Origin of the sequence: Pseudomonas sp. NBRC 111123 (genome assembly GCF_001320205.1) — a bacterium.
GTDB lineage: Bacteria > Pseudomonadota > Gammaproteobacteria > Pseudomonadales > Pseudomonadaceae > Aquipseudomonas > Aquipseudomonas putida_J.
This window is the reverse complement of the sequence record NZ_BCAZ01000003.1, coordinates 137,686-161,379: the sequence shown is the minus strand read 5'-3', so window position 1 is coordinate 161,379 and position 23,694 is coordinate 137,686. Positions and strand designations below refer to the sequence as shown.

General features: G+C 62.4%; 20 protein-coding genes. 13 read left to right on the top strand and 7 right to left on the bottom strand.

Annotated elements, in window-relative coordinates; all coding sequences use genetic code 11:
* Nucleotides 1-94 precede the first annotated feature (94 nt).
* Nucleotides 95-604 (bottom strand): hypothetical protein, encoded by a 510-nt coding sequence (locus APH27_RS03170; protein WP_050437232.1) that lies wholly within the window; start codon nt 602-604, stop codon nt 95-97.
* Nucleotides 605-954: 350 nt separating this feature from the next.
* On the opposite strand from APH27_RS03170, the gene APH27_RS03165 reads away from it, so the two are divergent.
* Together APH27_RS03165 and APH27_RS03160 are read left to right on the top strand one after the other, a co-directional pair.
* Complete coding sequence (locus APH27_RS03165; RefSeq protein ID WP_027919546.1) at nt 955-1,890, top strand: chemotaxis protein CheV; 936 nt, start codon at nt 955-957, stop codon at nt 1,888-1,890.
* 56 nt (nt 1,891-1,946) lie between these two features.
* Nucleotides 1,947-2,750, top strand: a complete 804-nt coding sequence (locus APH27_RS03160) for an MOSC domain-containing protein (protein ID WP_060483952.1) — start codon at nt 1,947-1,949, stop codon at nt 2,748-2,750.
* Between the two features lie 121 nt (nt 2,751-2,871).
* Here the strand turns inward: APH27_RS03160 and APH27_RS03155 are convergent, their stop codons facing one another.
* Entirely contained in the window at nt 2,872-4,800 is a 1,929-nt protein-coding gene (locus APH27_RS03155; protein WP_027919548.1) for a transglycosylase SLT domain-containing protein, read from the bottom strand.
* A 222-nt stretch (nt 4,801-5,022) separates the two neighbouring features.
* On the opposite strand from APH27_RS03155, the gene APH27_RS03150 reads away from it, so the two are divergent.
* Nucleotides 5,023-6,951, top strand: a complete 1,929-nt coding sequence (locus APH27_RS03150) for an ATP-binding cassette domain-containing protein (RefSeq protein ID WP_060483951.1) — start codon at nt 5,023-5,025, stop codon at nt 6,949-6,951.
* 57 nt (nt 6,952-7,008) lie between these two features.
* Here APH27_RS03150 and APH27_RS03145 read toward each other — a convergent pair whose 3' ends face one another.
* Nucleotides 7,009-7,449 (bottom strand): universal stress protein, encoded by a 441-nt coding sequence (locus tag APH27_RS03145; RefSeq protein WP_060483950.1) that lies wholly within the window; start codon nt 7,447-7,449, stop codon nt 7,009-7,011.
* A gap of 110 nt (nt 7,450-7,559) precedes the next feature.
* Here APH27_RS03145 and APH27_RS03140 point away from each other — a divergent pair, with 110 nt between their 5' ends.
* The 7 genes from APH27_RS03140 (at nt 7,560) to APH27_RS03110 (ending at nt 15,857) form a co-directional block, all read left to right on the top strand.
* Nucleotides 7,560-7,997, top strand: a complete 438-nt coding sequence (locus tag APH27_RS03140) for a hypothetical protein (RefSeq protein WP_027919551.1) — start codon at nt 7,560-7,562, stop codon at nt 7,995-7,997.
* Nucleotides 7,998-8,469: 472 nt separating this feature from the next.
* Nucleotides 8,470-10,617, top strand: coding sequence for a fatty acid oxidation complex subunit alpha FadB (gene fadB, locus APH27_RS03135; RefSeq protein ID WP_027919552.1), 2,148 nt, complete (start codon nt 8,470-8,472; stop codon nt 10,615-10,617).
* A gap of 31 nt (nt 10,618-10,648) precedes the next feature.
* Entirely contained in the window at nt 10,649-11,824 is a 1,176-nt protein-coding gene (fadA, locus tag APH27_RS03130; protein ID WP_027919553.1) for an acetyl-CoA C-acyltransferase FadA, read from the top strand.
* A gap of 79 nt (nt 11,825-11,903) precedes the next feature.
* On the top strand, nt 11,904-12,155 hold the full coding sequence (locus APH27_RS03125; RefSeq protein ID WP_027919554.1) for a DUF1653 domain-containing protein: 252 nt from the start codon (nt 11,904-11,906) through the stop codon (nt 12,153-12,155).
* A gap of 100 nt (nt 12,156-12,255) precedes the next feature.
* The gene (topA, locus tag APH27_RS03120) at nt 12,256-14,868 is read left to right on the top strand and encodes a type I DNA topoisomerase (RefSeq protein ID WP_060483949.1); all 2,613 of its coding nucleotides are present in this window, start codon (nt 12,256-12,258) and stop codon (nt 14,866-14,868) included.
* 189 nt (nt 14,869-15,057) lie between these two features.
* Nucleotides 15,058-15,573 (top strand): DUF6586 family protein, encoded by a 516-nt coding sequence (locus APH27_RS03115; protein WP_027919556.1) that lies wholly within the window; start codon nt 15,058-15,060, stop codon nt 15,571-15,573.
* Nucleotides 15,574-15,623: 50 nt separating this feature from the next.
* Entirely contained in the window at nt 15,624-15,857 is a 234-nt protein-coding gene (locus APH27_RS03110; protein ID WP_027919557.1) for a hypothetical protein, read from the top strand.
* 39 nt (nt 15,858-15,896) lie between these two features.
* Here APH27_RS03110 and sulA read toward each other — a convergent pair whose 3' ends face one another.
* Both sulA and lexA read right to left on the bottom strand, forming a co-directional pair.
* Nucleotides 15,897-16,373, bottom strand: coding sequence for an SOS-induced cell division inhibitor SulA (sulA, locus tag APH27_RS03105; protein WP_027919558.1), 477 nt, complete (start codon nt 16,371-16,373; stop codon nt 15,897-15,899).
* A gap of 13 nt (nt 16,374-16,386) precedes the next feature.
* Complete coding sequence (gene lexA / locus APH27_RS03100; RefSeq protein ID WP_027919559.1) at nt 16,387-16,995, bottom strand: transcriptional repressor LexA; 609 nt, start codon at nt 16,993-16,995, stop codon at nt 16,387-16,389.
* Between the two features lie 222 nt (nt 16,996-17,217).
* Between lexA and APH27_RS03095 the strand changes: the two genes are divergently transcribed.
* The 3 genes from APH27_RS03095 to nagZ are packed head-to-tail and all read left to right on the top strand — an operon-like array spanning nt 17,218 to nt 19,511.
* Nucleotides 17,218-17,925, top strand: coding sequence for a TetR/AcrR family transcriptional regulator (locus tag APH27_RS03095; RefSeq protein ID WP_027919560.1), 708 nt, complete (start codon nt 17,218-17,220; stop codon nt 17,923-17,925).
* Nucleotides 17,926-17,965: 40 nt separating this feature from the next.
* On the top strand, nt 17,966-18,490 hold the full coding sequence (locus tag APH27_RS03090; RefSeq protein ID WP_060483948.1) for a L,D-transpeptidase: 525 nt from the start codon (nt 17,966-17,968) through the stop codon (nt 18,488-18,490).
* A gap of 22 nt (nt 18,491-18,512) precedes the next feature.
* A complete protein-coding gene (gene nagZ / locus APH27_RS03085; RefSeq protein ID WP_177326715.1) occupies nt 18,513-19,511 on the top strand; it encodes a beta-N-acetylhexosaminidase in 999 nt (332 codons plus the stop codon).
* A 287-nt stretch (nt 19,512-19,798) separates the two neighbouring features.
* Here nagZ and APH27_RS25560 read toward each other — a convergent pair whose 3' ends face one another.
* Nucleotides 19,799-23,116: a DEAD/DEAH box helicase gene (locus APH27_RS25560; protein ID WP_082434970.1), complete on the bottom strand. Its 3,318-nt coding sequence runs from the start codon at nt 23,114-23,116 to the stop codon at nt 19,799-19,801.
* Between the two features lies 1 nt (nt 23,117).
* Nucleotides 23,118-23,690, bottom strand: a complete 573-nt coding sequence (locus APH27_RS03075; protein WP_060483947.1) for a CsiV family protein — start codon at nt 23,688-23,690, stop codon at nt 23,118-23,120.
* Nucleotides 23,691-23,694: the final 4 nt, after the last annotated feature.

Genomic DNA, 23,694 nt, shown 5'->3' with positions numbered 1-23,694 from the left:
GCTCAAGTGCAAGGGGTCGAAATAGTGCAGTACTCCACTAGTTCGGTCTTTTTGCGGCTTGGATCGTGTGCTTGGTTGCCTTGAACCGAGCCGGTCAATGGCGCTGAGCGGGGCGGCTGACTGGAGGCCTGGCTGGCGCCGTAGAATGCGGGTGCATGCAAGTGTTGCCGCTGTCGTTGCAAGACGCACACGTTTGCGGCAATGGCTGATCCAAAGTGGCTGCCAGTTCGCCCAGTAGCGTCACCTGCTCGCAGGTGTCGAGGGCGAGGCGGCCAGTGTGCACGTCGATCAGCTCCAGTTGCCAGGCCAGCAGGGTCAGGCAGGCGTTGAGCGTGGCCAAGGCTTCGCTGCCCAGGTGCTGCCGCTGGCACGCCGGGGTGATCAACTGGTGGAGGACACTTGCATAGTGGGCAACTTCAAGCAGGCCCAGGCCGCTGGCGCGTCGGGCCAGGGTTTCGAGGGCTTTGTTCAGGCAATGGCAGGCGTCCGGATCATTGGCGATCAGTTCCAGATGCTGCAGGCATTCCTGGGACTGGGTCAGCAAGACCTGGGCATCCAGCAGGAAGTCCTGCAGGGTGTCGATTTTAGAGACGCTGCTGTCCATCATGGCACTCCGGCGCGTTGGGCTGGAGTAGGGGATGGCCACGCCATGTCGATCGCTAGCAAAAGCCTGACTCCATTCATGCAGTGAGAATGGCGTCACATTAATGGCTAAAGGATATCGCGAACATCAGGTTGCACCTGATTGCTCCTAGGGGTTTCCCTGAGGGTGCCTAGGGTGCGACAGGTTGCCCCAGAGTGGATCCAAGCAGAGCGTGTCGCAGTAAAGCATGATGCTAATGTGATATCAATTGCCCTGCAGGGCATTTTTGCACGAGGGTCAAGATGCGCAGCAAAGGGCCGATACAGGACGGATCATTACCTATTTTTCGACACAACCCTGGGGGTTTTCCAATGGCTGGCATTCTCGACACGGTAGACCAACGCACGCAACTGGTGGGTGAGAACCGTCTGGAAATCCTGATGTTCCGCCTGGCTGGCCGCCAGCTATTTGCGATCAACGTATTCAAGGTGCAGGAAGTGCTGCAACTGCCCAAGCTGACCCTGATGCCGCAGCGCCATGCGTTCGTCTGTGGCGTGGTCAACCTGCGTGGGCAAACCCTGCCGGTGATCGACCTGTCCCAGGCAATCGGCATGCGCCCGCTGCAGCCGGGGCCGGACAGCACCATCATCGTCACCGAGTACAACCGCTCGGTGCAGGCGTTTCTGGTCGGTGGCGTCGATCGCATCGTCAACATGAACTGGGAAGCCATCATGCCGCCGCCCTCCAGTGCCGGGCGCCAGCATTACCTGACCGCCATCACTAAAGTGGATGACAAGCTGGTCGAAGTGATCGATGTGGAGAAGGTGCTGGCCGAAATCGTGCCGTATAACGCCCGGGTCTCCGGCGACAAGCTTGCCGACCCGGTGCTGGCGCGTGCGCGTGGCCGTGAGGTGCTGCTGGTGGACGACTCCAGCGTGGCCCTGGCACAGCTGCGCGATACCCTGTCGCAACTTGGGGTGAAGCTGCATGTGGCCAGTGATGGTCTGAAGGCCTTGCGCCTGCTCAAGGGCTGGGCCGATGCGGGCGAGGATGTTTGCGAGAAATTGCTGATGGTCTTCACCGATGCGGAAATGCCAGAAATGGACGGCTATCGGTTGACCACCGAGATTCGCAGCGATGCGCGACTGCGCAAGCTTTACGTGGTGCTGCACACTTCCTTGTCGGGCAGCTTCAATGAATCGATGGTGAAGAAGGTCGGTTGCGACAACTTCCTCTCCAAGTTCCAGCCCGATCGCCTGGTCGATGTGGTCAAGCAGCGCCTGCTGCTGGATACCAGCAACGCGTGATCGCGCCGCCGGCCAGGTATAAGCTTGGCTTTTGACAAGGCACGAGGCGGGCAGGGATGTTTCTCAGTGAGTTGTATCGGTACCCGGTGAAGTCGGGGCAGGCGCAATGCCTGCAGGGCTCGCCGGTGGGCCCTCTAGGGTTGCAGGGCGATCGGCGCTGGATGGTGGTCGAGGAAGAGAACGGACGCTTCCTCACTCAGCGGGCCTGGCCACAGCTGGGCCAGTTGAAGGCCAGCGAGGGCGAGGCTGGCGAGTTGCTGCTGGAGCTGCCTGGGCAAAGCCCGTTGCGCGTGGCGGTGCCGGGTGCTGACGATGCGCTGCGCGGCGTAACCGTCTGGCGCGATACCTTGCGCGTGCCGGACGCCGGCGACGAGGTTGCCGCCTGGTTGTCGCAGTGGCTCGGCAAGGCGGTGCGCCTTGTGCATTGCCCGGAGCAGCGGGCGCGATACCTGCCCAATGGTTATGGCCTGAACAGTGATCGTGCCGCTTTCCCGGATGGCTTTCCGTTGTTGCTGATCGGTCAGGGCTCACTGGATGATTTGAGCCGCAGGGTCGGCCGGCCCATGGAAATGCTGCGCTTTCGACCGAACCTGGTGGTGCAAGGGGCTCTGCCGTTTGCCGAGGATGGCTGGAAGCGGATTCGCATTGGTGAGCTGGAATTTCGTGTGCTCAAGCCGAGTGTGAGGTGCATTTTCACCACGCTCGACCCGGCGACCGGGGAGCGCAGTGTCGACCGCGAGCCGTTGACGACCCTTAAGACCTTCCGCGAGCGGGAGGGGGATATTCTGTTCGGGCAGAACCTGGCCGTGGATGGCACGGGTTGGCTTGAGGTCGGGATGGAAGTCGAAGTGCTGGAATAACCTGTACCGGCCCCTTCGCGGGTAAACCCGCTCCCACAGGTACTCCATAGCGTTGAGAACCTATGCAGTACCTATGGGAGCAGGTTTACCCGCGAAGAGGCCAGTTTGGCCTCAGCGGAAATCACATGTCATCGAAGTACCGCTCATGCCAGTCCACCAGAGGCTGCGGCACATTGAGCTTTTGCCCGTAGATCACCGAATACGACAGCACGTTCTGCACATACTGGCGCGTCTCGTCGAACGGAATCGATTCCACCCACACGTCGAAGCTCAGGTGCTTGGCGCCTTTGAGCCACTGCCGCACGCGCCCCGGGCCGGCGTTGTAGGCCGCAGATGCCAGCACGCGGTTGCCATTGAACTGGCCGTGCACCTGGCTCAGGTAGGCCGCACCGACCTGAATGTTCTTCTCCGGGTTGAACATCTGCTGCGGCGATGCCAGTGGGATGCTGAACTTGCGTGCGGTCTCCTTGGCGGTGGCGGGCATTACCTGCATCAGGCCGCTGGCACCAACGCTGGAACGGGCATCCTCCATGAAGGCGCTTTCCTGCCGGGTGATGGCAAACACCCAGCTCGAATGCAGCCCACGCACCTTGGCCTCACGCACCAGGGTGTCGCGGTAGGCCATCGGGAAGCGGATATCCAGGTCGTCCCAGTATTGCGCCTGGCTGATGGTGCGGATGGCCGGGAAGTACCAATGCATGTCGTAGGCCAGGCGTGCCTGGGCGACCATCTCGTCACGGGTGAAGTGACGACTTACGTGGTACCACTCGCGGCGACCTTCAACAACCTGGCCGCGGGCGTGAAACTCCAGGGCGCGCTGGATGCCCGGGGTATTGCGCACCTTGTTGACCAGTTGCGGGCTCAGCAACAGTGGCTTGTTGTTCAGCTGGTAAGGCGTTTTTGCCCGGTCAGCCGCGAGGAAACCGTAGAAGTCACGCTCGCGTGCCACGTTCTTGTACAGCAACGGCACCTGCGGGTTGTTCGGCTGGGCCAGTTCCAGGCTGCGGGCTTGCCAGTATTTCCAGCGGTTGCTGCTGGCCAGGTCCTGTGGCAGGCGTTTGGTCAGCTCGTAGGCGTCTTCCCAGCGGCCCAGGCGCAGCAACAGGCGCAGGCGCCATTCGCTGACCGTGTTGTCGCGCAGCTCGGGGTCGTAACGGGTCATCAGGTCAAGGGCACGCGGGTCGTAACGGCGTGCCAGGGTCAGGCCGATCTCGCGGGCGATGGCGACCTTCTCGTCGCGCGAGAAGTGCATGCGTTGGGCGTAGTCGTCGAGCATCTCCATGGCCCGATCGGGATCCTGCCTGGCCAGCCGGCGCAGGCCAAGGCTGACCACATCAGACATGGCCTCGTTTGCCGGGGTAAAGCGCGAGGGCTGGTTGAGCAGTTCGGGCTTTTGCGCCACGTCGATCAGCAAGCGGCCCTGTGGCCCCAGTGTGGTCAGGCCCTGCACCATGTTGTTGGCCAGCGCGTAATTGCGCGCCTGGGCCGCGAGCTTGGCGCGGTTCCAGCGCTTGGCTTCGGTCAGTTGGCCCTCTGCGGCCCACATGCCGAACAGGGTGTCGCAGGCAGCCGGCTGCGACTTGCCGACGTTCCACAGTTTTTCGGCGCTGGCGAAGCCCTCGGCACGCTGGCCGTGGCTCAACTGGTACTGGCCATTGAGGCAGTCCAGTTCGGTGAAGTTGAGCTTGGGGTCGTAGTACTTGACGAAGGTGTTCCACTCGCCACGTTCGGCCAGCCAGCGCAGCCAGCGCAATTTCATCCAGTTGGCCTGGGGCAGGTCGCCATGCTTGGCCAGGAAACCTTCGATTTCCTCGTTGCTGGCGCTCTTCAGGCGCGCGGTGAGTTCGTCGTATGCAAGGTACGGCGTGAGCGGGTAGTCGCGCAGAGCCTGGCTGTAGCGCAGGTAAGGGCCTTTGTCGCCCTTGGCCAGCGCACGCTTGGCCTCGTCGTAGTACTGGCGTTGCTGGGTAAGGTCGATGGCCTGCGCCGCACTGGCGGTGGCGGCGGTAAGCAGCAGGCAGGAAGCAATCTGTAACAGGCGGCTGCGCATGATACGTCCGGGCAGTTGAACCATGGGGAAGTGACGGCGAAGCCAGCACTGTTGAAATCTGATTGCCTTAGCTTAGCCGTTTGCCGGCGGCGGGTGATAGCGCTGTGCTTGTAACCAGGCGTTAACACCGACCGGGCGTCGCCAAGCCTCTGTGTGGTAGTCAACTTAATGCCGGAAAGGGCCAAGTCAGGTAGAATGCGCGCCCGCTTTCTGGAGACGAACATGACCCTGCTCAAATTCAGCGATGTGTCCCTCGCATTCGGCGCGATGCCGCTGCTGGACAAAGTGTCCTGGCAGATCGCCCGTGGCGAGCGGGTGTGCATCATCGGCCGCAACGGTACCGGCAAGTCGAGCATGCTGCGCCTGGTCAAGGGCGAGCAGAAGGGCGACGACGGCGAGATCTGGCGCGCCCCTGGCCTGAAGATCGGTGAGTTGCCGCAGGAGCTGCCGGTCGCCGACGAGCGCACGGTGTTCGACGTGGTCGCTGCTGGCCTGGATGGTGTCGGCGAGTTGCTGGCCGAGTTCCATCACCTGAGCCAGAACATCCAGGGCGACGAAGATCTGGAAAAGCTCATGCACGTCCAGCACGAGCTGGAGGCCCGCGATGGCTGGCGTCTGCAGCAGGTGGTGGAAAGCACCCTGAGCCGCTTGCAGCTGCCTGCCGACAAGACCCTGGCCGAGCTTTCCGGTGGCTGGCGCCGCCGCGTGCTGCTGGCCCAGGCCCTGGTGTCGGAACCTGATCTGCTGCTGCTCGACGAGCCGACCAACCACCTGGACATCGGTGCCATCGCCTGGCTCGAAGAGGCCCTGCGCGGCTTCAACGGCGCCGTGCTGTTCATCACCCACGACCGTTCCTTCCTGCAGAACCTCGCCACGCGCATCCTTGAGCTTGACCGCGGCGGCCTGATCGACTGGAACGGCGACTACGCCAGCTTCCTGGTGCACAAGGAGGCCGCGCTGGCCGCCGAAGAGACTGCCAACGCCTTGTTCGACAAGCGCCTGGCCCAGGAAGAGGTATGGATCCGCCAGGGCATCAAGGCCCGTCGTACCCGTAACGAAGGCCGCGTGCGTGCACTCAAGGCCCTGCGCGTGGAGCGTGGCGAACGCCGCGAGCGCCAGGGCAAGGCGAACATCCAGATCGAGGCAGCGGACAAGTCCGGCAAGCAGGTGATGGTGCTGGAGAACGTCAGCTTCCATCACGCCGATGGCCCGCTGCTGGTGAAGGACTTCTCCATGGTCCTGCAGCGCCAGGACCGTATCGGCCTGCTGGGTGCCAACGGCACCGGCAAGACTACCCTGCTCAAGATGATGCTCGGTGACCTGGAGCCCACGGCAGGCAAGGTCGAACGCGGTACCAAGCTGGAAGTGGCCTACTTCGACCAGATGCGTCACCAGCTCGACCTGGAAAAGACCGTCATCGACAACCTCGCCGAAGGCCGTGACTTCATCGAAATCGATGGCCAGAACCGCCATGTGCTGAGCTACCTTGGTGATTTCCTGTTCAGCCCGCAGCGTGCGCGCACGCCGGTAAAGGCGCTGTCTGGGGGCGAGCGTGCGCGCCTGCTGCTGGCCAAGCTGTTCAGCAAGCCGGCCAACCTGCTGGTGCTCGACGAACCGACCAACGACCTGGATGTGGAAACCCTCGAGCTGCTCGAAGAGGTGCTGTCCAACTACAAAGGTACCGTGCTGATGGTCAGCCACGACCGGGCCTTCCTCGACAACGTCGTCACCAGCACACTGGTGTTCGAAGGTGAGGGCAAGGTGCGCGAGTACGTCGGCGGCTATGAGGACTGGATCCGCCAGGGTGGTTCGGCGAAGCTGCTGGGCGTGACCGAGAGCAAGGGTGGCAAGTCCGAGCTCAACAGTGCCGTGGTCGAGAAACCCGTGGAGGTGGCAGCGCCTGTGCCAGCGGCGCCGGTGGCGGATGCTTCGAAGAAGAAGCTCAGCTACAAGCTGCAGCGCGAGCTGGAAATGCTCCCGGGGCAGATCGACGAGGTCGAGCAGCGCATGGCCCAGGCGCAGGAAGAGGTGAACGCTGCTGGCTTCTATCAGCGGCCAATTGCCGAGACTTCGGCAGTGCTGGCCAAGATCGAGAAGCTGCAGGGTGAGCTGGATGCGTTGGTAGAGCGGTGGGCTGAGCTGGAGGGCTGATTGGCCCTCACAGGCCTATTCGCGGGCAAGCCCGCGAATAGGCCGATATAGGCTACATCATTCTTTCTTTAGCAGCCGCACCGCCAGCACATCGCACGGCGCCCCGTGCAGCACGTCATTGGCAGTGGAGCCCAGCAGCAATGCCAGGCCGTGCCGGCCATGGCTGCCGACTACGATCAGATCGCACTTCTGCTCCTTGGCCAGTTGGTGAATTTCCTGGCGCGGCTGGCCGTAGGTCAGGTGCGAATCGCCACGGTTGATGTCGGGGTACTTGTTGAACAGGCGATCCATGCGCTCCTTGGCCTGGTCGAACTGTTGCTGTTGCAGTTGCGACAGGTCCATCGGCACATCGCCGCCAAAGGCCATGGCCATTGGTTCGACGATATGCACCAGCGAGACCTTGGCGCCAGTGGGTTCGGCGAGCTTCATGGCGCGCTTGATCACCGGGTCGCATTCTTCGGTAAGGTCGACAGCGACCAGAAGATGTTCGTAGGACATGAGCTGAACTCCTGACAATCGCGATAGTAGAAGTATGGTCGCTTTCCGGCAGGTCATCCGTGAATACTGAGTAACCCGCTCATTTGCAACGCTTTATGGAATCTACAGATATGACGGTATGGCTGGTGGTGTCAATCCTTGCGCTGATTCTCAGTCCGCTTTCCTGGTTGCGGCTGTCGCGCAAGCAGGGGCAGCAGATGAACCTGCGCCTGGAGGCGCGGCGCATGGGCCTGGCCATGCAGTTGGCACCTCAGCAATGGCCGCACTGGATGCAGACGGAGCCGCCCAGCCCGTGCCCGCAGTACCATCGCGGCCGCCGTCGGGGGCATGAGGACAGCTGGTGCTACTGGCAGGTCAGCCCCGGCGTGTGGTGGAACCAGTGGAAGGAGGCGTGCGAGGAGCCGCGCCTGAACGAAGTGTTCGCGCGCTTGCCAGAGACCGTGTACAAGGTCGAGGCCGACAAGCGCATGATCGCCCTGTACTGGAGCGAGCGCGGTGATGAATCTGTACTGCAGGATATTGCCCACGCCTTCGACACCCTCGCTTGATCGTCCATAACGACAAAGCGGCAACCCGGTAGCTACCAGGTTGCCGCTTTGTCGTTTCTGCAGCGCAGAAAAGGCCAGGCAGGCCGGGAAATTCTTGAATCCAGTCGCAGTGTAGCCATTCCCTGGCCGGTTGCATGAAAAAAATGCAGCGCCGGCCGTTTCCTGGTGGTCAATCGCTGACATGAATGATCGGCGATCACTGTCATCATCTTTTGCCCTCCGGCGATACAAAATGACTGGAAAGTCGCGTTTTCACCCCGTTCGGGAGCATTTGACAACGCCGATCTTTTCGGAGAATGTGTGCATACCCAAATCAAACGGGCGTATGAATTGAGCGTTTGTATGTCATACCGCTCATACAGAATCCCGACTATCGCGCCGACGGGTGTGCCTGGGGCAAGGGCGGCAAGGCCTGCTTTTCCACCAGCGATCGGCGTGTACAGTTCAGCTTCCATATCGTGGAGATCAGTTGATGATTTACGAAGGTAAAGCCATCACGGTTAAGGCTCTTGAAAGCGGCATCGTCGAACTGAAGTTCGACCTCAAGGGTGAGTCCGTCAACAAGTTCAATCGCCTGACCCTGGAAGAGCTGCGCCAGGCTGTCGACGCCATCAAGGCCGACGCCTCGGTGAAAGGCGTGATCGTCAGCAGTGGCAAGGATGTATTCATCGTCGGCGCCGACATCACCGAATTCGTCGACAATTTCAAGCTGCCCGAAGCCGAGCTGGTTGCCGGCAACCTGGAAGCCAACCGCATCTTCAATGCCTTCGAAGACCTCGAAGTGCCGACCGTGGCGGCCATCAACGGCATCGCCCTGGGTGGCGGCCTGGAAATGTGCCTGGCAGCCGACTACCGGGTCATGTCCACCAGCGCCAAGATCGGCCTGCCTGAAGTCAAGCTGGGCATCTACCCAGGCTTCGGCGGCACCGTGCGCCTGCCGCGCCTGATCGGCTCGGACAACGCCATCGAGTGGATTGCCGCCGGCAAGGAAAACCGTGCCGAAGACGCCCTGAAAGTCGGCGCCGTCGATGCCGTGGTAGCCCCTGAGCTGCTGCAGGCCGGTGCCCTGGACCTGATCAAGCGCGCCATCAGCGGCGAGCTGGACTACAAGGCCAAGCGCCAGCCCAAGCTGGAAAAGCTGAAGCTCAACGCCATCGAGCAGATGATGGCCTTCGAGACCGCCAAGGGCTTCGTCGCTGGCCAGGCCGGCCCGAACTACCCGGCGCCGGTCGAAGCCATCAAGAGCATCCAGAAGGCCGCCAACTTCGGTCGCGACAAGGCTCTGGAAGTCGAAGCCGCAGGTTTTGCCAAGCTGGCCAAGACCTCGGTAGCCGAGAGCCTGATCGGCCTGTTCCTGAATGACCAGGAACTCAAGCGCAAGGCCAAGGCGCATGACGAGATCGCCCACGACGTGAAGCAGGCTGCCGTGCTCGGCGCCGGCATCATGGGGGGCGGCATCGCCTACCAGTCGGCGGTCAAGGGCACCCCGATCCTGATGAAGGACATTCGCGAGGAAGCCATCCAGCTGGGCCTGAACGAGGCCTCCAAGCTGCTCGGCAACCGTGTCGAGAAAGGCCGCCTGACCCCGGCGAAAATGGCCGAGGCGCTCAACGCTATTCGCCCGACCCTGTCGTATGGCGACTTCGCCAACGTCGACATCGTCGTCGAAGCCGTGGTCGAGAACCCGAAGGTCAAGCAGGCCGTGCTGGCCGAAGTGGAAGGCCAGGTGAAAGAAGATGCGATCCTCGCGTCCAACACCTCGACCATTTCCATCAACCTGCTGGCCAAGGCGCTCAAGCGCCCGGAAAACTTCGTCGGCATGCACTTCTTCAACCCTGTGCACATGATGCCGCTGGTGGAAGTGATCCGTGGCGAGAAGTCCAGTGAAGTGGCTGTCGCCACCACCGTGGCCTACGCCAAGAAGATGGGCAAGAACCCGATCGTGGTCAACGACTGCCCGGGCTTCCTGGTCAACCGTGTGCTGTTCCCGTACTTCGGCGGTTTCGCCAAGCTGGTCAGCGCTGGTGTCGACTTCGTGCGCATCGACAAGGTCATGGAGAAGTTCGGCTGGCCGATGGGCCCGGCCTACCTGATGGACGTGGTCGGCATCGACACCGGCCACCACGGCCGCGACGTGATGGCCGAAGGCTTCCCGGACCGCATGAAGGACGAGCGCCGCTCGGCCGTCGACGCCCTGTACGAGGCCAACCGCCTGGGCCAGAAGAACGGCAAGGGCTTCTACGCCTACGAGACTGACAAGCGCGGCAAGCCGAAGAAAGTCTTCGATGCCACCGTGCTGGATGTGCTCAAGCCGATCGTCTTCGAGCAGCGTGAAGTGACCGACGAAGACATCATCAACTGGATGATGGTGCCCCTGTGCCTGGAAACCGTGCGTTGCCTGGAAGACGGCATCGTCGAAACCGCTGCTGAAGCTGACATGGGCCTGGTCTATGGCATTGGGTTCCCTCCATTCCGGGGTGGTGCGCTGCGCTACATCGACTCGATCGGTGTGGCCGAATTCGTTGCCCTGGCCGACCAGTACGCCGACCTGGGGCCGCTGTACCACCCGACCGCGAAGCTGCGTGAAATGGCCAAGAACGGCCAGCGCTTCTTCAACTGAGTGGTCAACGAGCTAGAGCGAGAGATTTGATATGAGCCTGAATCCAAGAGACGTGGTGATTGTCGACTTCGGTCGCACCCCCATGGGCCGCTCCAAGGGTGGCATGCACCGCAACACCCGCGCCGAAGACATGTCCGCGCACCTGATCAGCAAGCTGCTGGAACGCAACGGCAAGGTCGACCCGAAAGAAGTCGAAGACGTGATCTGGGGCTGCGTCAACCAGACCCTGGAGCAGGGCTGGAACATCGCCCGCATGGCGTCGCTGATGACCCAGATTCCACACACTTCGGCCGCCCAGACCGTCAGCCGCCTGTGCGGTTCGTCGATGAGCGCGCTGCACACCGCCGCCCAGGCAATCATGACCGGCAACGGTGACGTGTTCGTGGTCGGCGGCGTCGAGCACATGGGCCACGTCAGCATGATGCATGGCGTCGACCCTAACCCGCACATGTCGCTGTACGCTGCCAAGGCCTCCGGGATGATGGGCCTGACTGCCGAGATGCTGGGCAAGATGCATGGCATCAGCCGTGAGCAGCAGGATCTGTTCGGCCTGCGTTCGCACCAGCTCGCCCACAAGGCGACGGTCGAAGGCAAGTTCAAGGACGAGATCATCCCGATGCAGGGCTATGACGAGAATGGTTTCCTGAAGGTCTTTGATTTCGACGAGACCATTCGCCCGGAAACCACCCTCGAGGGCCTGGCGTCGCTGAAGCCGGCATTCAACCCGAAAGGCGGCACCGTGACTGCCGGTACTTCGTCGCAGATCACCGACGGTGCTTCGTGCATGATCGTCATGTCCGGCCAGCGCGCCATGGACCTGGGCATCCAGCCACTGGCGGTAATCCGTTCGATGGCGGTAGCCGGTGTCGACCCGGCAATCATGGGCTACGGCCCGGTGCCATCGACCCAGAAAGCCCTCAAGCGCGCCGGCCTGACCATGGCCGATATCGACTTCATCGAGCTCAACGAAGCCTTCGCCGCACAGGCCCTGCCAGTGCTCAAAGACTTGAAAGTGCTCGACAAGATGGATGAGAAGGTTAACCTGCACGGCGGCGCCATCGCTTTGGGCCACCCGTTCGGTTGCTCCGGTGCACGTATTTCCGGCACCCTGCTCAACGTCATGAAGCAAAATGGCGGCACCCTGGGGGTGGCGACCATGTGCGTCGGCCTTGGCCAAGGTATCACCACTGTCTTCGAACGCGTCTGATCGCGTAGTGGGACAGCAGCCGGGGCCTTGTGCCCCGGTTTTTGTTTTTTACAGAGTTTGTTTCAAGAGGAAGGGCGACATGCGGATACAACCAGGCGTATACCGGCATTACAAAGGGCCTGAGTACCGTGTCTTCAGTGTTGCACGGCACTCCGAGAACGAAGAGTGGATGGTCTTCTACCAATGCCTGTATGGTGATTACAGCTTCTGGGTGAGGCCGCTTGCGATGTTCCAGGAGTCCGTCGAGGTTGACGGCGAGCAGGTGCCGCGCTTTGCTTTGGTCAAGGCCGAAGAAGGGCTGCCTGAGCTGTCTGGCAAGTCGCAAGCGTGATCGACCACGCTTGACCTCTCTGTTTCGCCACTATATATAGCGGTGCCGCGTCCGGCACCTGACGCGTTTTTCATCTTCAGATTCAGGAATACTCCGATCCATGGGCAAATCGCTGGTCATTGTGGAATCCCCGGCCAAGGCCAAGACCATCAACAAGTACCTGGGCAACCAGTACGTGGTGAAGTCGAGTATCGGCCATATCCGAGACCTCCCCACCAGCGGTTCGGCCAGCGCAAGCAAAGAGCCGGCCGCCAAGCGTGGCAAGGCCGCTGCGGGTGAGGCTCCGGCGCTGTCGCCGAAAGAGAAGGCTCGCCGCCAGCTGGTGGCGCGCATGGGCGTCGACCCCGAACACGGCTGGAAGGCCAAGTACGAGATCCTTCCCGGCAAGGAAAAGGTGATCGAAGAGCTGCGCCGCCTGGCCAAGGATGCCGACACCATCTATCTCGCAACCGACTTGGATCGCGAGGGGGAAGCCATTGCCTGGCACCTGCGCGAAGCCATTGGTGGTGACGACACCCGCTACAAGCGCGTGGTGTTCAACGAAATTACCAAGAAGGCGATCCAGGAAGCGTTCTCGCAGCCTGGCGAGCTGGACATCGACCGGGTCAACGCCCAGCAGGCGCGACGCTTCCTGGATCGCGTGGTGGGCTACATGGTCTCGCCGCTGCTGTGGGCCAAGATCGCCCGTGGCCTGTCTGCCGGCCGTGTGCAGTCGGTGGCGGTAAAGCTGGTGGTCGAGCGTGAGCGCGAGATCCGTGCCTTCGTACCGGAAGAGTACTGGGAAGTGCACGCTGACCTCGGTACCGCCAAAAACGCCAAGGTACGTTTCGAGGTGTCGCGCGAGAAGGGCGAGGCGTTCAAGCCGCTGAACGAAGCCCAGGCCATGGCCGCGCTGGAGAAGCTCAAGGCTTCCAGCTACAGCGTGATCAAGCGCGAAGATCGCCCGACCAGCAGCAAGCCGTCGGCCCCGTTCATCACCTCCACCTTGCAACAGGCCGCGAGCAATCGCCTGGGCTTCGGGGTGAAGAAGACCATGATGATGGCCCAGCGCCTGTACGAAGCGGGTTACATCACTTACATGCGTACCGACTCGACCAACCTGTCGGCCGATGCCCTGGACATGGCGCGCAGCTACATCGAGCGCGAGTTCGGCAAGCAGTACCTGCCGGAAGCCCCGTTGGTATATGGCAGCAAGGAAGGTGCCCAGGAAGCGCACGAGGCGATTCGCCCCTCCGACGTCAGCACGCACCCGACCAAGCTCAGCGGTATGGAGCGGGACGCTGAGCGTCTGTACGAGCTGATCTGGCGCCAGTTCCTGGCCTGCCAGATGCCGCCAGCGCAATACCTGTCCACCAGTGTCACCGTGGCCGCTGGCGACTTCGAGCTGCGTGCCAAGGGCCGCATCCTCAAGTTCGACGGTTACACCCGTGTACTGCCGCAACAGAGCAAGCCGGGCGAAGACGATGTGCTGCCGGAAATGGCCCAGGGCGAAGCGCTCAAGCTGATTCAGCTCGACCCGAGCCAGCACTTCACCAAGCCGCCAGCGCGCTTCACCGAAGCCAGCTTGGTCAAGGAAATGGAAAAGCGCGGCATCGGCCGCCCGTCGACTTATGCGGCGATCATTTCCACCATCCAGGACCGCGGTTACGTCACCCTGCACAATCGCCGCTTCTACTCCGAGAAGATGGGCGACATCGTTACCGAGCGTCTGTCGGAGAGCTTCTCCAACCTGATGGACTACGGCTTCACTGCCGACATGGAGGAGAACCTCGACGACGTGGCCCAGGGCGAGCGCGACTGGAAAAACGTACTGGATGAGTTCTACGGTGACTTCAGCAAGAAGCTGCTGACCGCCGAGTCTGCCGAAAACGGCATGCGTGCCAACCAGCCGACCATGACCAACATTCCGTGCAAGGAATGTGGCCGGCCGATGATGATCCGCACCGCTTCCACCGGTGTGTTCCTCGGTTGCTCGGGTTACAGCCTGCCGCCGAAAGAACGCTGCAAGGCCACCGTGAACCTGGTGCCGGGCGATGAAATTGCCGCGGACGACGAGGGTGAGTCGGAGTCGCGCGTGCTGCTGGGCAAGCATCGCTGCCCGATCTGTGCCACGGCGATGGATGCCTACCTGTTGGACGAGAAGCACAAGCTACACATCTGCGGTAATAACCCGGATTGCGCTGGCTACGAGATCGAAGAGGGCAGCTACCGCATCAAGGGCTACGAAGGGCCGAGCCTGGAGTGCGACAAGTGCGGCAGCGAAATGCAGCTCAAGACGGGCCGTTTCGGCAAGTTCTTCGGTTGCACCAACCCAGCGTGCAAGAACACCCGCAAGCTGCTCAAGAGCGGTGAGGCGGCGCCACCGAAGATGGACAAGGTGGAGATGCCGGAGCTCAAGTGCGAGAAGGTCGACGACACCTACGTACTGCGTGATGGCGCTTCCGGGCTGTTCCTGGCTGCCAGCCAGTTCCCGAAAAACCGCGAAACCCGTGCGCCGCTCGTGCTGGAAATCGTGCCGCACAAGCATGAAATCGATCCGAAGTACCACTTCCTGTGCGATGCACCACAGAAAGACCCGGAAGGGCGCCCAGCGGTGATTCGTTACAGCCGCAAGACCAAGGAGCAGTACGTGCAGTCTGAGGTCGATGGCAAGCCGACTGGCTGGAAAGCGTTCTACGACGGTGGTGCGTGGAAGGTTGAAGACAAGCGCTGACCCCTCAGTGCTTTAATTGGGGCCGCTTTGCGCCCCTTCGCGGGCAAGCCCGCTCCCACAAGTACGGCACCGCCTTGCGGGCTGGTGCTATGCCTGTGGGGGCGGGCTTGCCCGCGAAGGGGCGGCAAAGCGGCCCTAATCATTTATGATGCAGTCATCCGCCTTGCAGCCTATGGGAGGTCATTCGAAATGGCCCAGGAACTCTACACTCGCACCAACCAGAAACTGTTCTTCGCAGGCCTTGCCCTCGAGTCGATGGCCAAGGCCGAACAGAGCCAGGCCATGAATGCTCAAGGCTTGGTCCAGGCCGAGCGAGAGTCGGCGCTGTTTCACCTGTACGGTGCGCTGCTGGGGCTGTGTCATGAAATAGGTGGCTTCTACCGCCTGCCCGTGGTGGCTTCAGTCGAGCAGGCGCTCGCCGATGATGCGCTGAACACCATCGCCATTCCTGAAGTTGCGGAAATGCTCGAGCTGGTTCGCCAGCGCGAAACTTGGTTGGCGCAACTGCTTGTTGCTTATGCCGATTTGTTCCGACCACCGGTCGCGAAAAAAACGCCAAAAACCGACGTCACCCAACCCCTGATTCAGGCCGTCAACCTTGATGAGCCTGAGCATCCTGCGTTGTCGAAGGAAGAGCTGGAAAGCTGGCGCAATAACCTCAAAGGCTTGGTGAGACGTTTCCGCGACGCGTTGAGTGAGTGCTGACAGCTGCAGTGGCTGGTACACTAACGGCCTTTCGTGGAGAACTGCCCTATATGTCTACGTCGTTTCTGGAAATTGTCGAGTTGCCTGATGGCCGTATCGAGCTGCGTCGCGCCGAGGATGAAGGCTCCCTGGTAACCCTGGATTTCTCGGAAGACGCGAAGGCGTTCCTGCAGGGTCAACATGTCGAAGTCGCCAAGGCCATGCTGAGCGTTGGTGTGCAGATGGCAGGTCGCCTGGTGGATGGTGAGCTGGAGCGCGACGAAGGGCCGCGCGTGCTGCACTAAAGCGTCGGCTTGCACTGCTTCATAGGCAAAGCCTGGACATCAGCCGAGGCGGATGTTCAGGCTTTGTGCATTTCCGGCACTGGCTGCGCGTACCAGTTGTTGGCGGGAGGTAGCGTTGACGCTGCCCAGCCAGCTGACCACGGTGTGGCTCAGGCCCAGGCGCAGTGCTTCACAGGCCAGTTGCAGTGCGCTCTGATTGCTGCGGGGATGCAGCAACAGGATCCGTTCGCGGTTGAGCCCTGCATCGCGCAGCCAGGCCTGGGTCAGGCTGGCAGGCGGGGCGATCAGGGTCAGCCAGCGGGCTTCCTGCTCTTCACTCAACTCGCGCAGGACCGGAGCCAGCAGGCTTTGGCAATGTTCGGGGGCGCCACGCAGGGACAGTTCGCTGAACAGCTCCGGATGGATGCCTTTGCGTGCCTGCTCGCTGGCCTTCAGGCCTGGCAGTACCGGCTGGGCGAGGAATGCTTCGAACAGTGGAAGCTGGACCTGCTGATGTGCTTGGATGGACTGCTGCATGACGCCTCCTGGATCAGCGGCGAATAACGCCGACACTCAAACCCTCGATCACCATGTCCTGTTCTTTCAGGTCGACTTCGATGGGGGCGAACTCGGGGTTTTCAGCGATCAGCCAGACCTTGCTGCCTTCACGCTTGAAGCGTTTGACGGTCACTTCATCGCCAATGCGGGCGACGACGATCTGGCCGTTGCGGGCCTCGCGACAGGTATGCACTGCCAGCAGGTCGCCGTCGAAGATGCCGACATCCTTCATGCTCATGCCGTGCACACGTAACAAATAGTCGGCGCGGGGGTGGAAGAAGGCCGGGTTGATGTTGCAGGATTGCTCGATGTGCTGCTCGGCGAGGATCGGTGCGCCAGCGGCGACCCGGCCGATGATCGGCAGGCCGTTTTCTTCGGCCTTGGCTTCAAGGCCGGGGATGCGGATGCCACGGGATGCGCCCGGGGTCATTTCAATCGCACCTTTGCGGGCGAGGGCCTTCAGGTGCTCCTCGGCGGCGTTCGGCGATTTGAAACCCAGCTCTTGAGCGATTTCCGCACGTGTCGGTGGGAAGCCGTTGTCTTCGAGGCAGCGTTTGATGAAAGCCAGGATCTCGGCTTGGCGTGGCGTCAGTTTCAACATGGCAGGCGCTCTGTCTTTTTATACAGTGACTGGAATTATATACAGTACTGCGGTGGCTGCAAGCTTCAAGCGGCAAGAAAAAGCAGCTGCCAACCCTCTTGTGGCTTGCAGCTTCCAGCTAGCCCCTTTTAAATGGCGACCGCCCAGTCACCGAGCCTTGACAGATGCAGGCCTGAAACGTATGTTTCAAACACCTGTTTGTCTCTGTCTGGCGGAGTTGTGATGGCCCAATCTGAAACCGTTGAACGCATTCTCGATGCTGCCGAGCAGCTGTTCGCGGAAAGAGGCTTTGCGGAAACCTCATTGCGGCTGATTACCAGCAAGGCCGGGGTCAACCTCGCAGCGGTCAACTATCATTTCGGTTCGAAGAAGGCCCTGATCCAGGCGGTCTTTTCGCGCTTCCTCGGGCCGTTCTGCGCAAGCCTCGAACGTGAGCTGGAACGGCGTCAGGCCAAGCCCGAGCAAAAGCCCAGCCTCGAAGAACTGTTGGAAATGCTGGTGGAGCAGGCGTTGGTCGTGCAGCCGCGCAGCAACAACGACCTGTCGATCTTCATGCGCCTGTTGGGCCTGGCCTTCAGCCAGAGCCAGGGCCACCTGCGGCGCTATCTCGAGGACATGTACGGCAAGGTGTTCCGCCGCTACATGCTGCTGGTCAATGAAGCCGCACCGCGCATTCCGCCGCTGGAGCTGTTCTGGCGCGTGCACTTCATGCTGGGTGCTGCGGCGTTCAGCATGTCCGGCATCAAGGCGCTGCGCGCCATTGCCGAGACGGATTTCGGTATCAACACCTCGATCGAGCAGGTCATGCGCCTGATGGTGCCGTTCCTGGCCGCCGGCATGCGCGCCGACAGCGGCGTCACCGACAACGCCATGGCCAGCGCCCAGCTGCGCCCGCGCAGCAAGGCCGGTAGCGCCACCGCCAAGGCCTGAAGGCTGGGCGGGGCAAGGCGCTTCGGCTAAGCTAGCGCCCATGCCTGACCTCGATTTCCTGCACATCTCCCTTGCCGACCAGCGCCTCTACGGCTTTGCCCGGGGGCATTTGTGCGTGCGTTTCGCGGTATCCACCGCTCGCAATGGCGCAGGTGAGCGCAACGGCTCGGGTTGCACGCCACGTGGGCTGCACCAGGTGCGTGCGCGGATTGGCGCTGGCTTGCCGATGAATGCCGTGCTGCAAGGCCGGCGCTGGACGGGCGAGGTGTGGTCGCCCGCGCTGCATGAGCAGCACCCTGGGCGTGACTGGATCCTCTCCCGTATCCTGTGGCTCAGCGGCTGCGAGCCGGGCATCAATCGCCTGGGTGGCGTTGACACCTTTCGCCGTTTCATCTACCTGCACGGCACGCCCGACACGGAACCCTTGGGCGTGCCGCTGTCCCATGGCTGCATACGTTTGCGTAACACCGATCTGCTTGTCCTGTTCGAGCGTGTGCCGGCTCATTGCCCGGTGCGCATCGACGAGGCCGCTTGCCCCCAGTGGGCTTCACTGAATCTGCAATGAAGGATTGCCTATGACCGCCAGCCTGCAAGGCTCCCTGATGGTGGATATCGCCGGTAAATGGCTGACTGCCGAGGATCGCCAGCTTCTGCGCCAGCCGGAAGTGGCCGGCCTGATCATTTTTGCCCGCAACATCGACAGCCCGCGCCAGGTGCGCGAGCTGTGCGCCTCGATCCGGGCCATCCGCCCCGACTTGATCCTTGCAGTCGACCAGGAGGGCGGGCGGGTGCAGCGCCTGCGCCAGGGCTTCGTGCGCCTGCCGGCGATGCGCGCCATTGCCGACAATGCCAATGCCGAGTACTTGGCGGAGCAGTGCGGCTGGCTGATGGCTAGCGAAGTGCTGGCAGTCGGCTTGGACCTCAGCTTCGCTCCGGTGCTCGACCTCGATCACCAGCGCAGCGCGGTGGTAGGCAGCCGCGCCTTCGAGGGCGACCCGCAGCGCGCCACGCAGTTGGCCGGGGCCTTTATCCGGGGCATGAATGCTGCGGGCATGGCGGCCTGCGGCAAGCACTTCCCGGGGCACGGCTGGGCCGAAGCGGACTCGCATGTGGCGATTCCTACCGACGAGCGCAGTCTCGAGCAACTTCGCCAGGCGGACCTGGTGCCATTCTCACGTCTGAGCGGGCAGCTGGCGGCGGTGATGCCGGCGCATGTCATCTACCCGCAGGTCGACAACCAGCCGGCCGGGTTCTCACGGCGCTGGCTGCAGGACATCCTGCGTGGCGAACTGGGCTTCGATGGGGTGATCTTCAGTGACGACCTGTCCATGGCTGGTGCGCATGTGGTCGGCGATGCTGCCAATCGCATCGAGGCGGCGCTGAGTGCCGGTTGCGACATGGGCCTGGTGTGCAATGACCGGGCTGCGGCGGAGCTGGCGCTGACTGCGGCGCAGCGCCTGAAGGTCAAGCCTTCGCCGCGGATTGCGCGGATGCGGGGGCGTGGCTTTGCCAGGACGGATTACCGGCAGCAGCCGCGTTGGCTGGAGGCCCTGGGGGCGTTGAAAGAAGCACAGTTGGTTGATTGAGCTGAAGCGTAGGGATTGAGTTATCTGGGGCTGCTGACATCGAGCGCCGCCCGCGCGGCGCATCGCGGATAAATCCGCTCCTACATTTGTTGCAACGTGCCGAACCTGACAGGCCATGGTTGCCAGCCTTGGCGCATGTCTTGAGCCGTGCAAACCGGCTGACAACCATGGCCTGTCAGGCATGGGCACGTTGCAACAAATGTAGGAGCGGATTTATCCGCGATGCGCCGCGCGGGCGGCGCCCGATATCACAGGCGTCAAACTCTAAAGCCATACACCCGATGCAATCACCGCCCCCGCTTGCCAGGCAAGGGGGCAAACAGCGCATCGATTTCTTCATCGTCAAGCCGCCACTGCCCCGCCTGCCCGCCATCAAGCAGGCTTGCTGCCAGCGCGGCTTTCTCCTGCTGCAATGCCTGAATCTTCTCTTCTACCGTCCCCCGGGTAATCAGCTTGAACACGAATACTGGCTTGTCCTGGCCAATCCGGTAGGCGCGGTCGGTTGCCTGGTTCTCGCTGGCCGGGTTCCACCACGGGTCGAAGTGGATAACGGTGTCGGCTGCCGTCAGGTTCAGCCCTACACCGCCAGCCTTGAGGCTGATCAGGAACACCTCGCTGTCGCCCTGCTGAAACTGTTGCACCGGCGTGCGCCGGTCGCGGGTGTCGCCGGTGAGCAGGCTGTAGCGGATCTTGCGTTTTTCCAGCTCCTGCTCGATCAGCGTCAGCATCGAGGTGAACTGAGAGAACAGCAGGACCCGGCGCCCCTCGCTGAGCAGCTCTTCGAGCATCTCCAGCAGCGCGCCGAGCTTGCCCTTGTCGGCCTGGTTGCCTTTGGTCTCGACCCCTTTGACCAGGCGCAGGTCGCAGCACACCTGGCGCAGCTTGAGCAGGGCGTCGAGGATCACGATCTGGCTGCGCGCCGCGCCATTGCGGGCGATTTCGTCGCGGACCTTCTTGTCCATGGCCACCCGTACCGCTTCGTAGGTATCGCGTTGGGCATCGCTGAGTTCGACCCAGTGCACCATTTCGGTCTTGGCCGGCAGCTCGGTGGCAACCTGTTCCTTGGTGCGGCGCAGCAGGAACGGGCGCACCCGGCTGACCAGGTGGGCCAGGCGCTCGCTGTCGGCGTGGCGTTCGATCGGGGTACGGTAATCCTGGTTGAAGCGTTTCACGTCTCCCAGCCAGCCAGGCATGAGGAAGTGGAAGATCGACCACAGCTCGCCCAGGTTGTTTTCCATCGGCGTGCCGGTCAGGCACAGGCGTTGATTGGCCTGCAGTTCGCAAACGGCGAGGGCGGCCTTGCTGGTGCTGCTCTTGATGTTCTGTGCCTCGTCCAGCACCAGCACATGCCAGGTTTGCGCGCGCAGGTGTTCCAGGTCGCGCGGTACCAGGGCATAGGTGGTGAGCACCAGGTCGTATTCGTGCAGCTTGGCAAAGTGCTTGCTGCGGCCCGGGCCGTGCAGGGCCAGCACGCGCAGGCCGGGTGCGAAGCGTTGGGCTTCGTCGAGCCAGTTGGGCACCAGGCTGGTGGGCATCACCGCCAGTGCCGGGCCGGTCAGGCGCCCGGATTGTTTTTCCAGCAGCAGGTGGGCCAGGGCCTGCAGGGTCTTGCCCAGGCCCATGTCATCGCCAAGGATGCCGCCGGTGCCCATTTCGCGCAGGGCCTGCAGCCAGTTCAGGCCTTGCTGCTGGTAAGGGCGCAGGGTGGCGTTGAGCCCGCTCGGCACTTCGACCTGCAGGTCGCGGGCATCGCGCAGGCGCCGGCCGAGGTCGCGCACGTGGGCGCCGCCCTCCCAGTGCAGCGGCAGGTGCTCGATGTCGTTCAGGCGCGCGGCGTCGGCACGGTCCATGCGCAGGGTAGGGCCAACCACGTCCTCGTGCAGGTAGAGCTCGCCGAGGGTGCCCATCACCGCCTTGATGCGGCCGTAGGGCAGGGCGACGCGCAGCGCCGGGCTGTCGAGCCTGCCGCGGTTGAGGTCGATCAGCAGGTGCTCGTCATCGCTGCGCCGCGCAAGCTCGCTGGGGCGCAGCAATTCAGGGTTGCTGCGCAGCAGTTGCAGCACGATCGGCAGCAGGCTGTGGCGCTGGCCTTCGACCACGATGCCCAGCTCCAGGTCGAACCATTCATGCCCGGGGGCTTCGTCAATGCTGGCGTACCAGTCGTCCACCTCTTGCAGGTTGAAGGCGAAGTCGCGGTGAATGTCGATGTCCCACCCGGCTTCGCGCAAGCGTGGCAGACCATCGCGGGCGAAGCGCAGCCAGGCCTCGTCGTCGGGCAGCTGGAGCATATCGCCGGCGCTGTCGGGCAGGGCCTTGCTCTGCCGGGTGGCGGGCTTGAAACCGAGGTCGCGCAGCACCTTGCGCAGTGCCTGTTCGGCCTGGGGCTGGCGGCAGATACGCTGGCTGGTGCTGCCAACCAGGCGGGCCAGGGGCTTGTCGTCATTGCCAGTGGCAAGCATCCCGTCGTAGTCAAACGACAGCGCGGCACGATGCTGCATCTGGCGCTGCATGCGGCCGGTCTTGGGCATGTAGGCGCTGAATTCCAGGCTGCCCAGTGTCAGGTGCCCTTTGGGTTGCGTGTCATCGATGTGTTCAGTGCTGACTGAAGTGGGTGTGGGGACTTGGCGGTTCAAGGCGTTCAAGCGGTGGCTCAAGGGTACGACCAGATGTTCCGGAACGACGGGCGCGCGTGCGAGCTGACTGGCGATGAAAGGGTCCAGGTCATGGCGTAGCTTGCCCAGTTGATGGGTGGCACGGTTGATGTAATGCATCGGCTCCAAGGGCAATGTCAGCAGTTGCGAGTGATCGCCATGGAACCAGGCGCCACGGTAGCTGCCGTCCTCCAGCCTGAGCCAGCGGAACTCGCCTTGCAGCTCCGGCCCTTCGATCAAAGGCTCAGGGTCGGCTTCGACGTGCAGGCGCCCGGTCGCCAGTGCGAAGCCGAGTATTTCTGCACCTTGCTTGCCTTGCAGATCCACGACGGGGCGCATTGCCCGGCTGCTGGCATCAATCAGGCGCAGCAGGCGGGCGTCGTTATCTGTCACGTAGCGGGGCGGGTAATAGATCAGTTCAGGCATCGAAGTGATCTTGCCGAACTTTAATGTTCCGTCAGCTTGGCGCGTGCCTTTGACCGCCTCCAGCGTGCAATGCTGTTGGCCTGCATGAACCTGATAATGCAAGGCCGGGCCTTTGCGCGCCGGCCCGGGATCTGCGGGAGGCTGGCCAGTGGCTTGAAGGCTTTCGACCCATTGATCAAGCGCTGGTGAAAGGGCGTCGTTTTGCGCACTCGGCGCCTCGGCCCTGCCTTCGCCATGCTGCACATTCAGCAACACGGCGACGCAATGCTTGCAATTGTGGCCAACCGGGCAGCTGCAGCGCCCGAACACCCGCAGTTCGCTGCCGGTCACTACCAACTGGATTTCCTGTTGGTAGTGCTCACCGGACGAGCCGAGGCAGGTGGCTTCGATGTGCTTGTCATGGATCGACAGGACTTGCGTGCGCCCTTGCCTGGCGTAGTCGCGTCCACGGTTCAGTGCACCGCTCTGGATATGCTCGACCCAGCCTGGGTGAGCCCTCAGCAGTTGCCGCGCATCGCTGTCGCTCACATCACTGCTCCATCATCTCCGGGTCCATCACTGGCATCTTCGGGGTGCCCGGTGCGGTGACCTTGAGCAGCAGTGCCAGGTGGCCGCCATCGAGGAAGGTCAGTTGGCCGCTTTTCATGTTGCTGTTGCTCTGCTTGAACTGCTCGCTTTGCAGAACGTTGCCGTTGCTGTCGAGCTGGTTGACCCAGAAGTTGGCGGCCACGGCGATGAAGCGACCTTCGGTGATGCTCAGGTTGCCTTCGATCGGGAAGTGCCCGAATTGCTCTGCACCTGAACCCAGCGCGATGAGGCTCGGCTCGCTGCCGACCGGTTGCTGCCAGGCCTTGTGCAGCAGCACGGTGTAGTCGGCGGTGGCCTCCAGCCGGGTGGCCTCGTCCTGCAGCGCCAGTGGGCGTTCGGCGCCTTTGTCCAGGCGTGGGGCGCCCGCGCTCCAGTCTTCCGGGGCGAACGGGCTGGTGAAGGCGGGCACGCTGTTCTGCCGCACCAGAAGCATTTCTACCTGATACATACCTTCGGCGAAGGCGGCTGGCGCGAACAGCGCGAGCAGCAGGGTCAGGCAACGGATGGCACGCATGGAT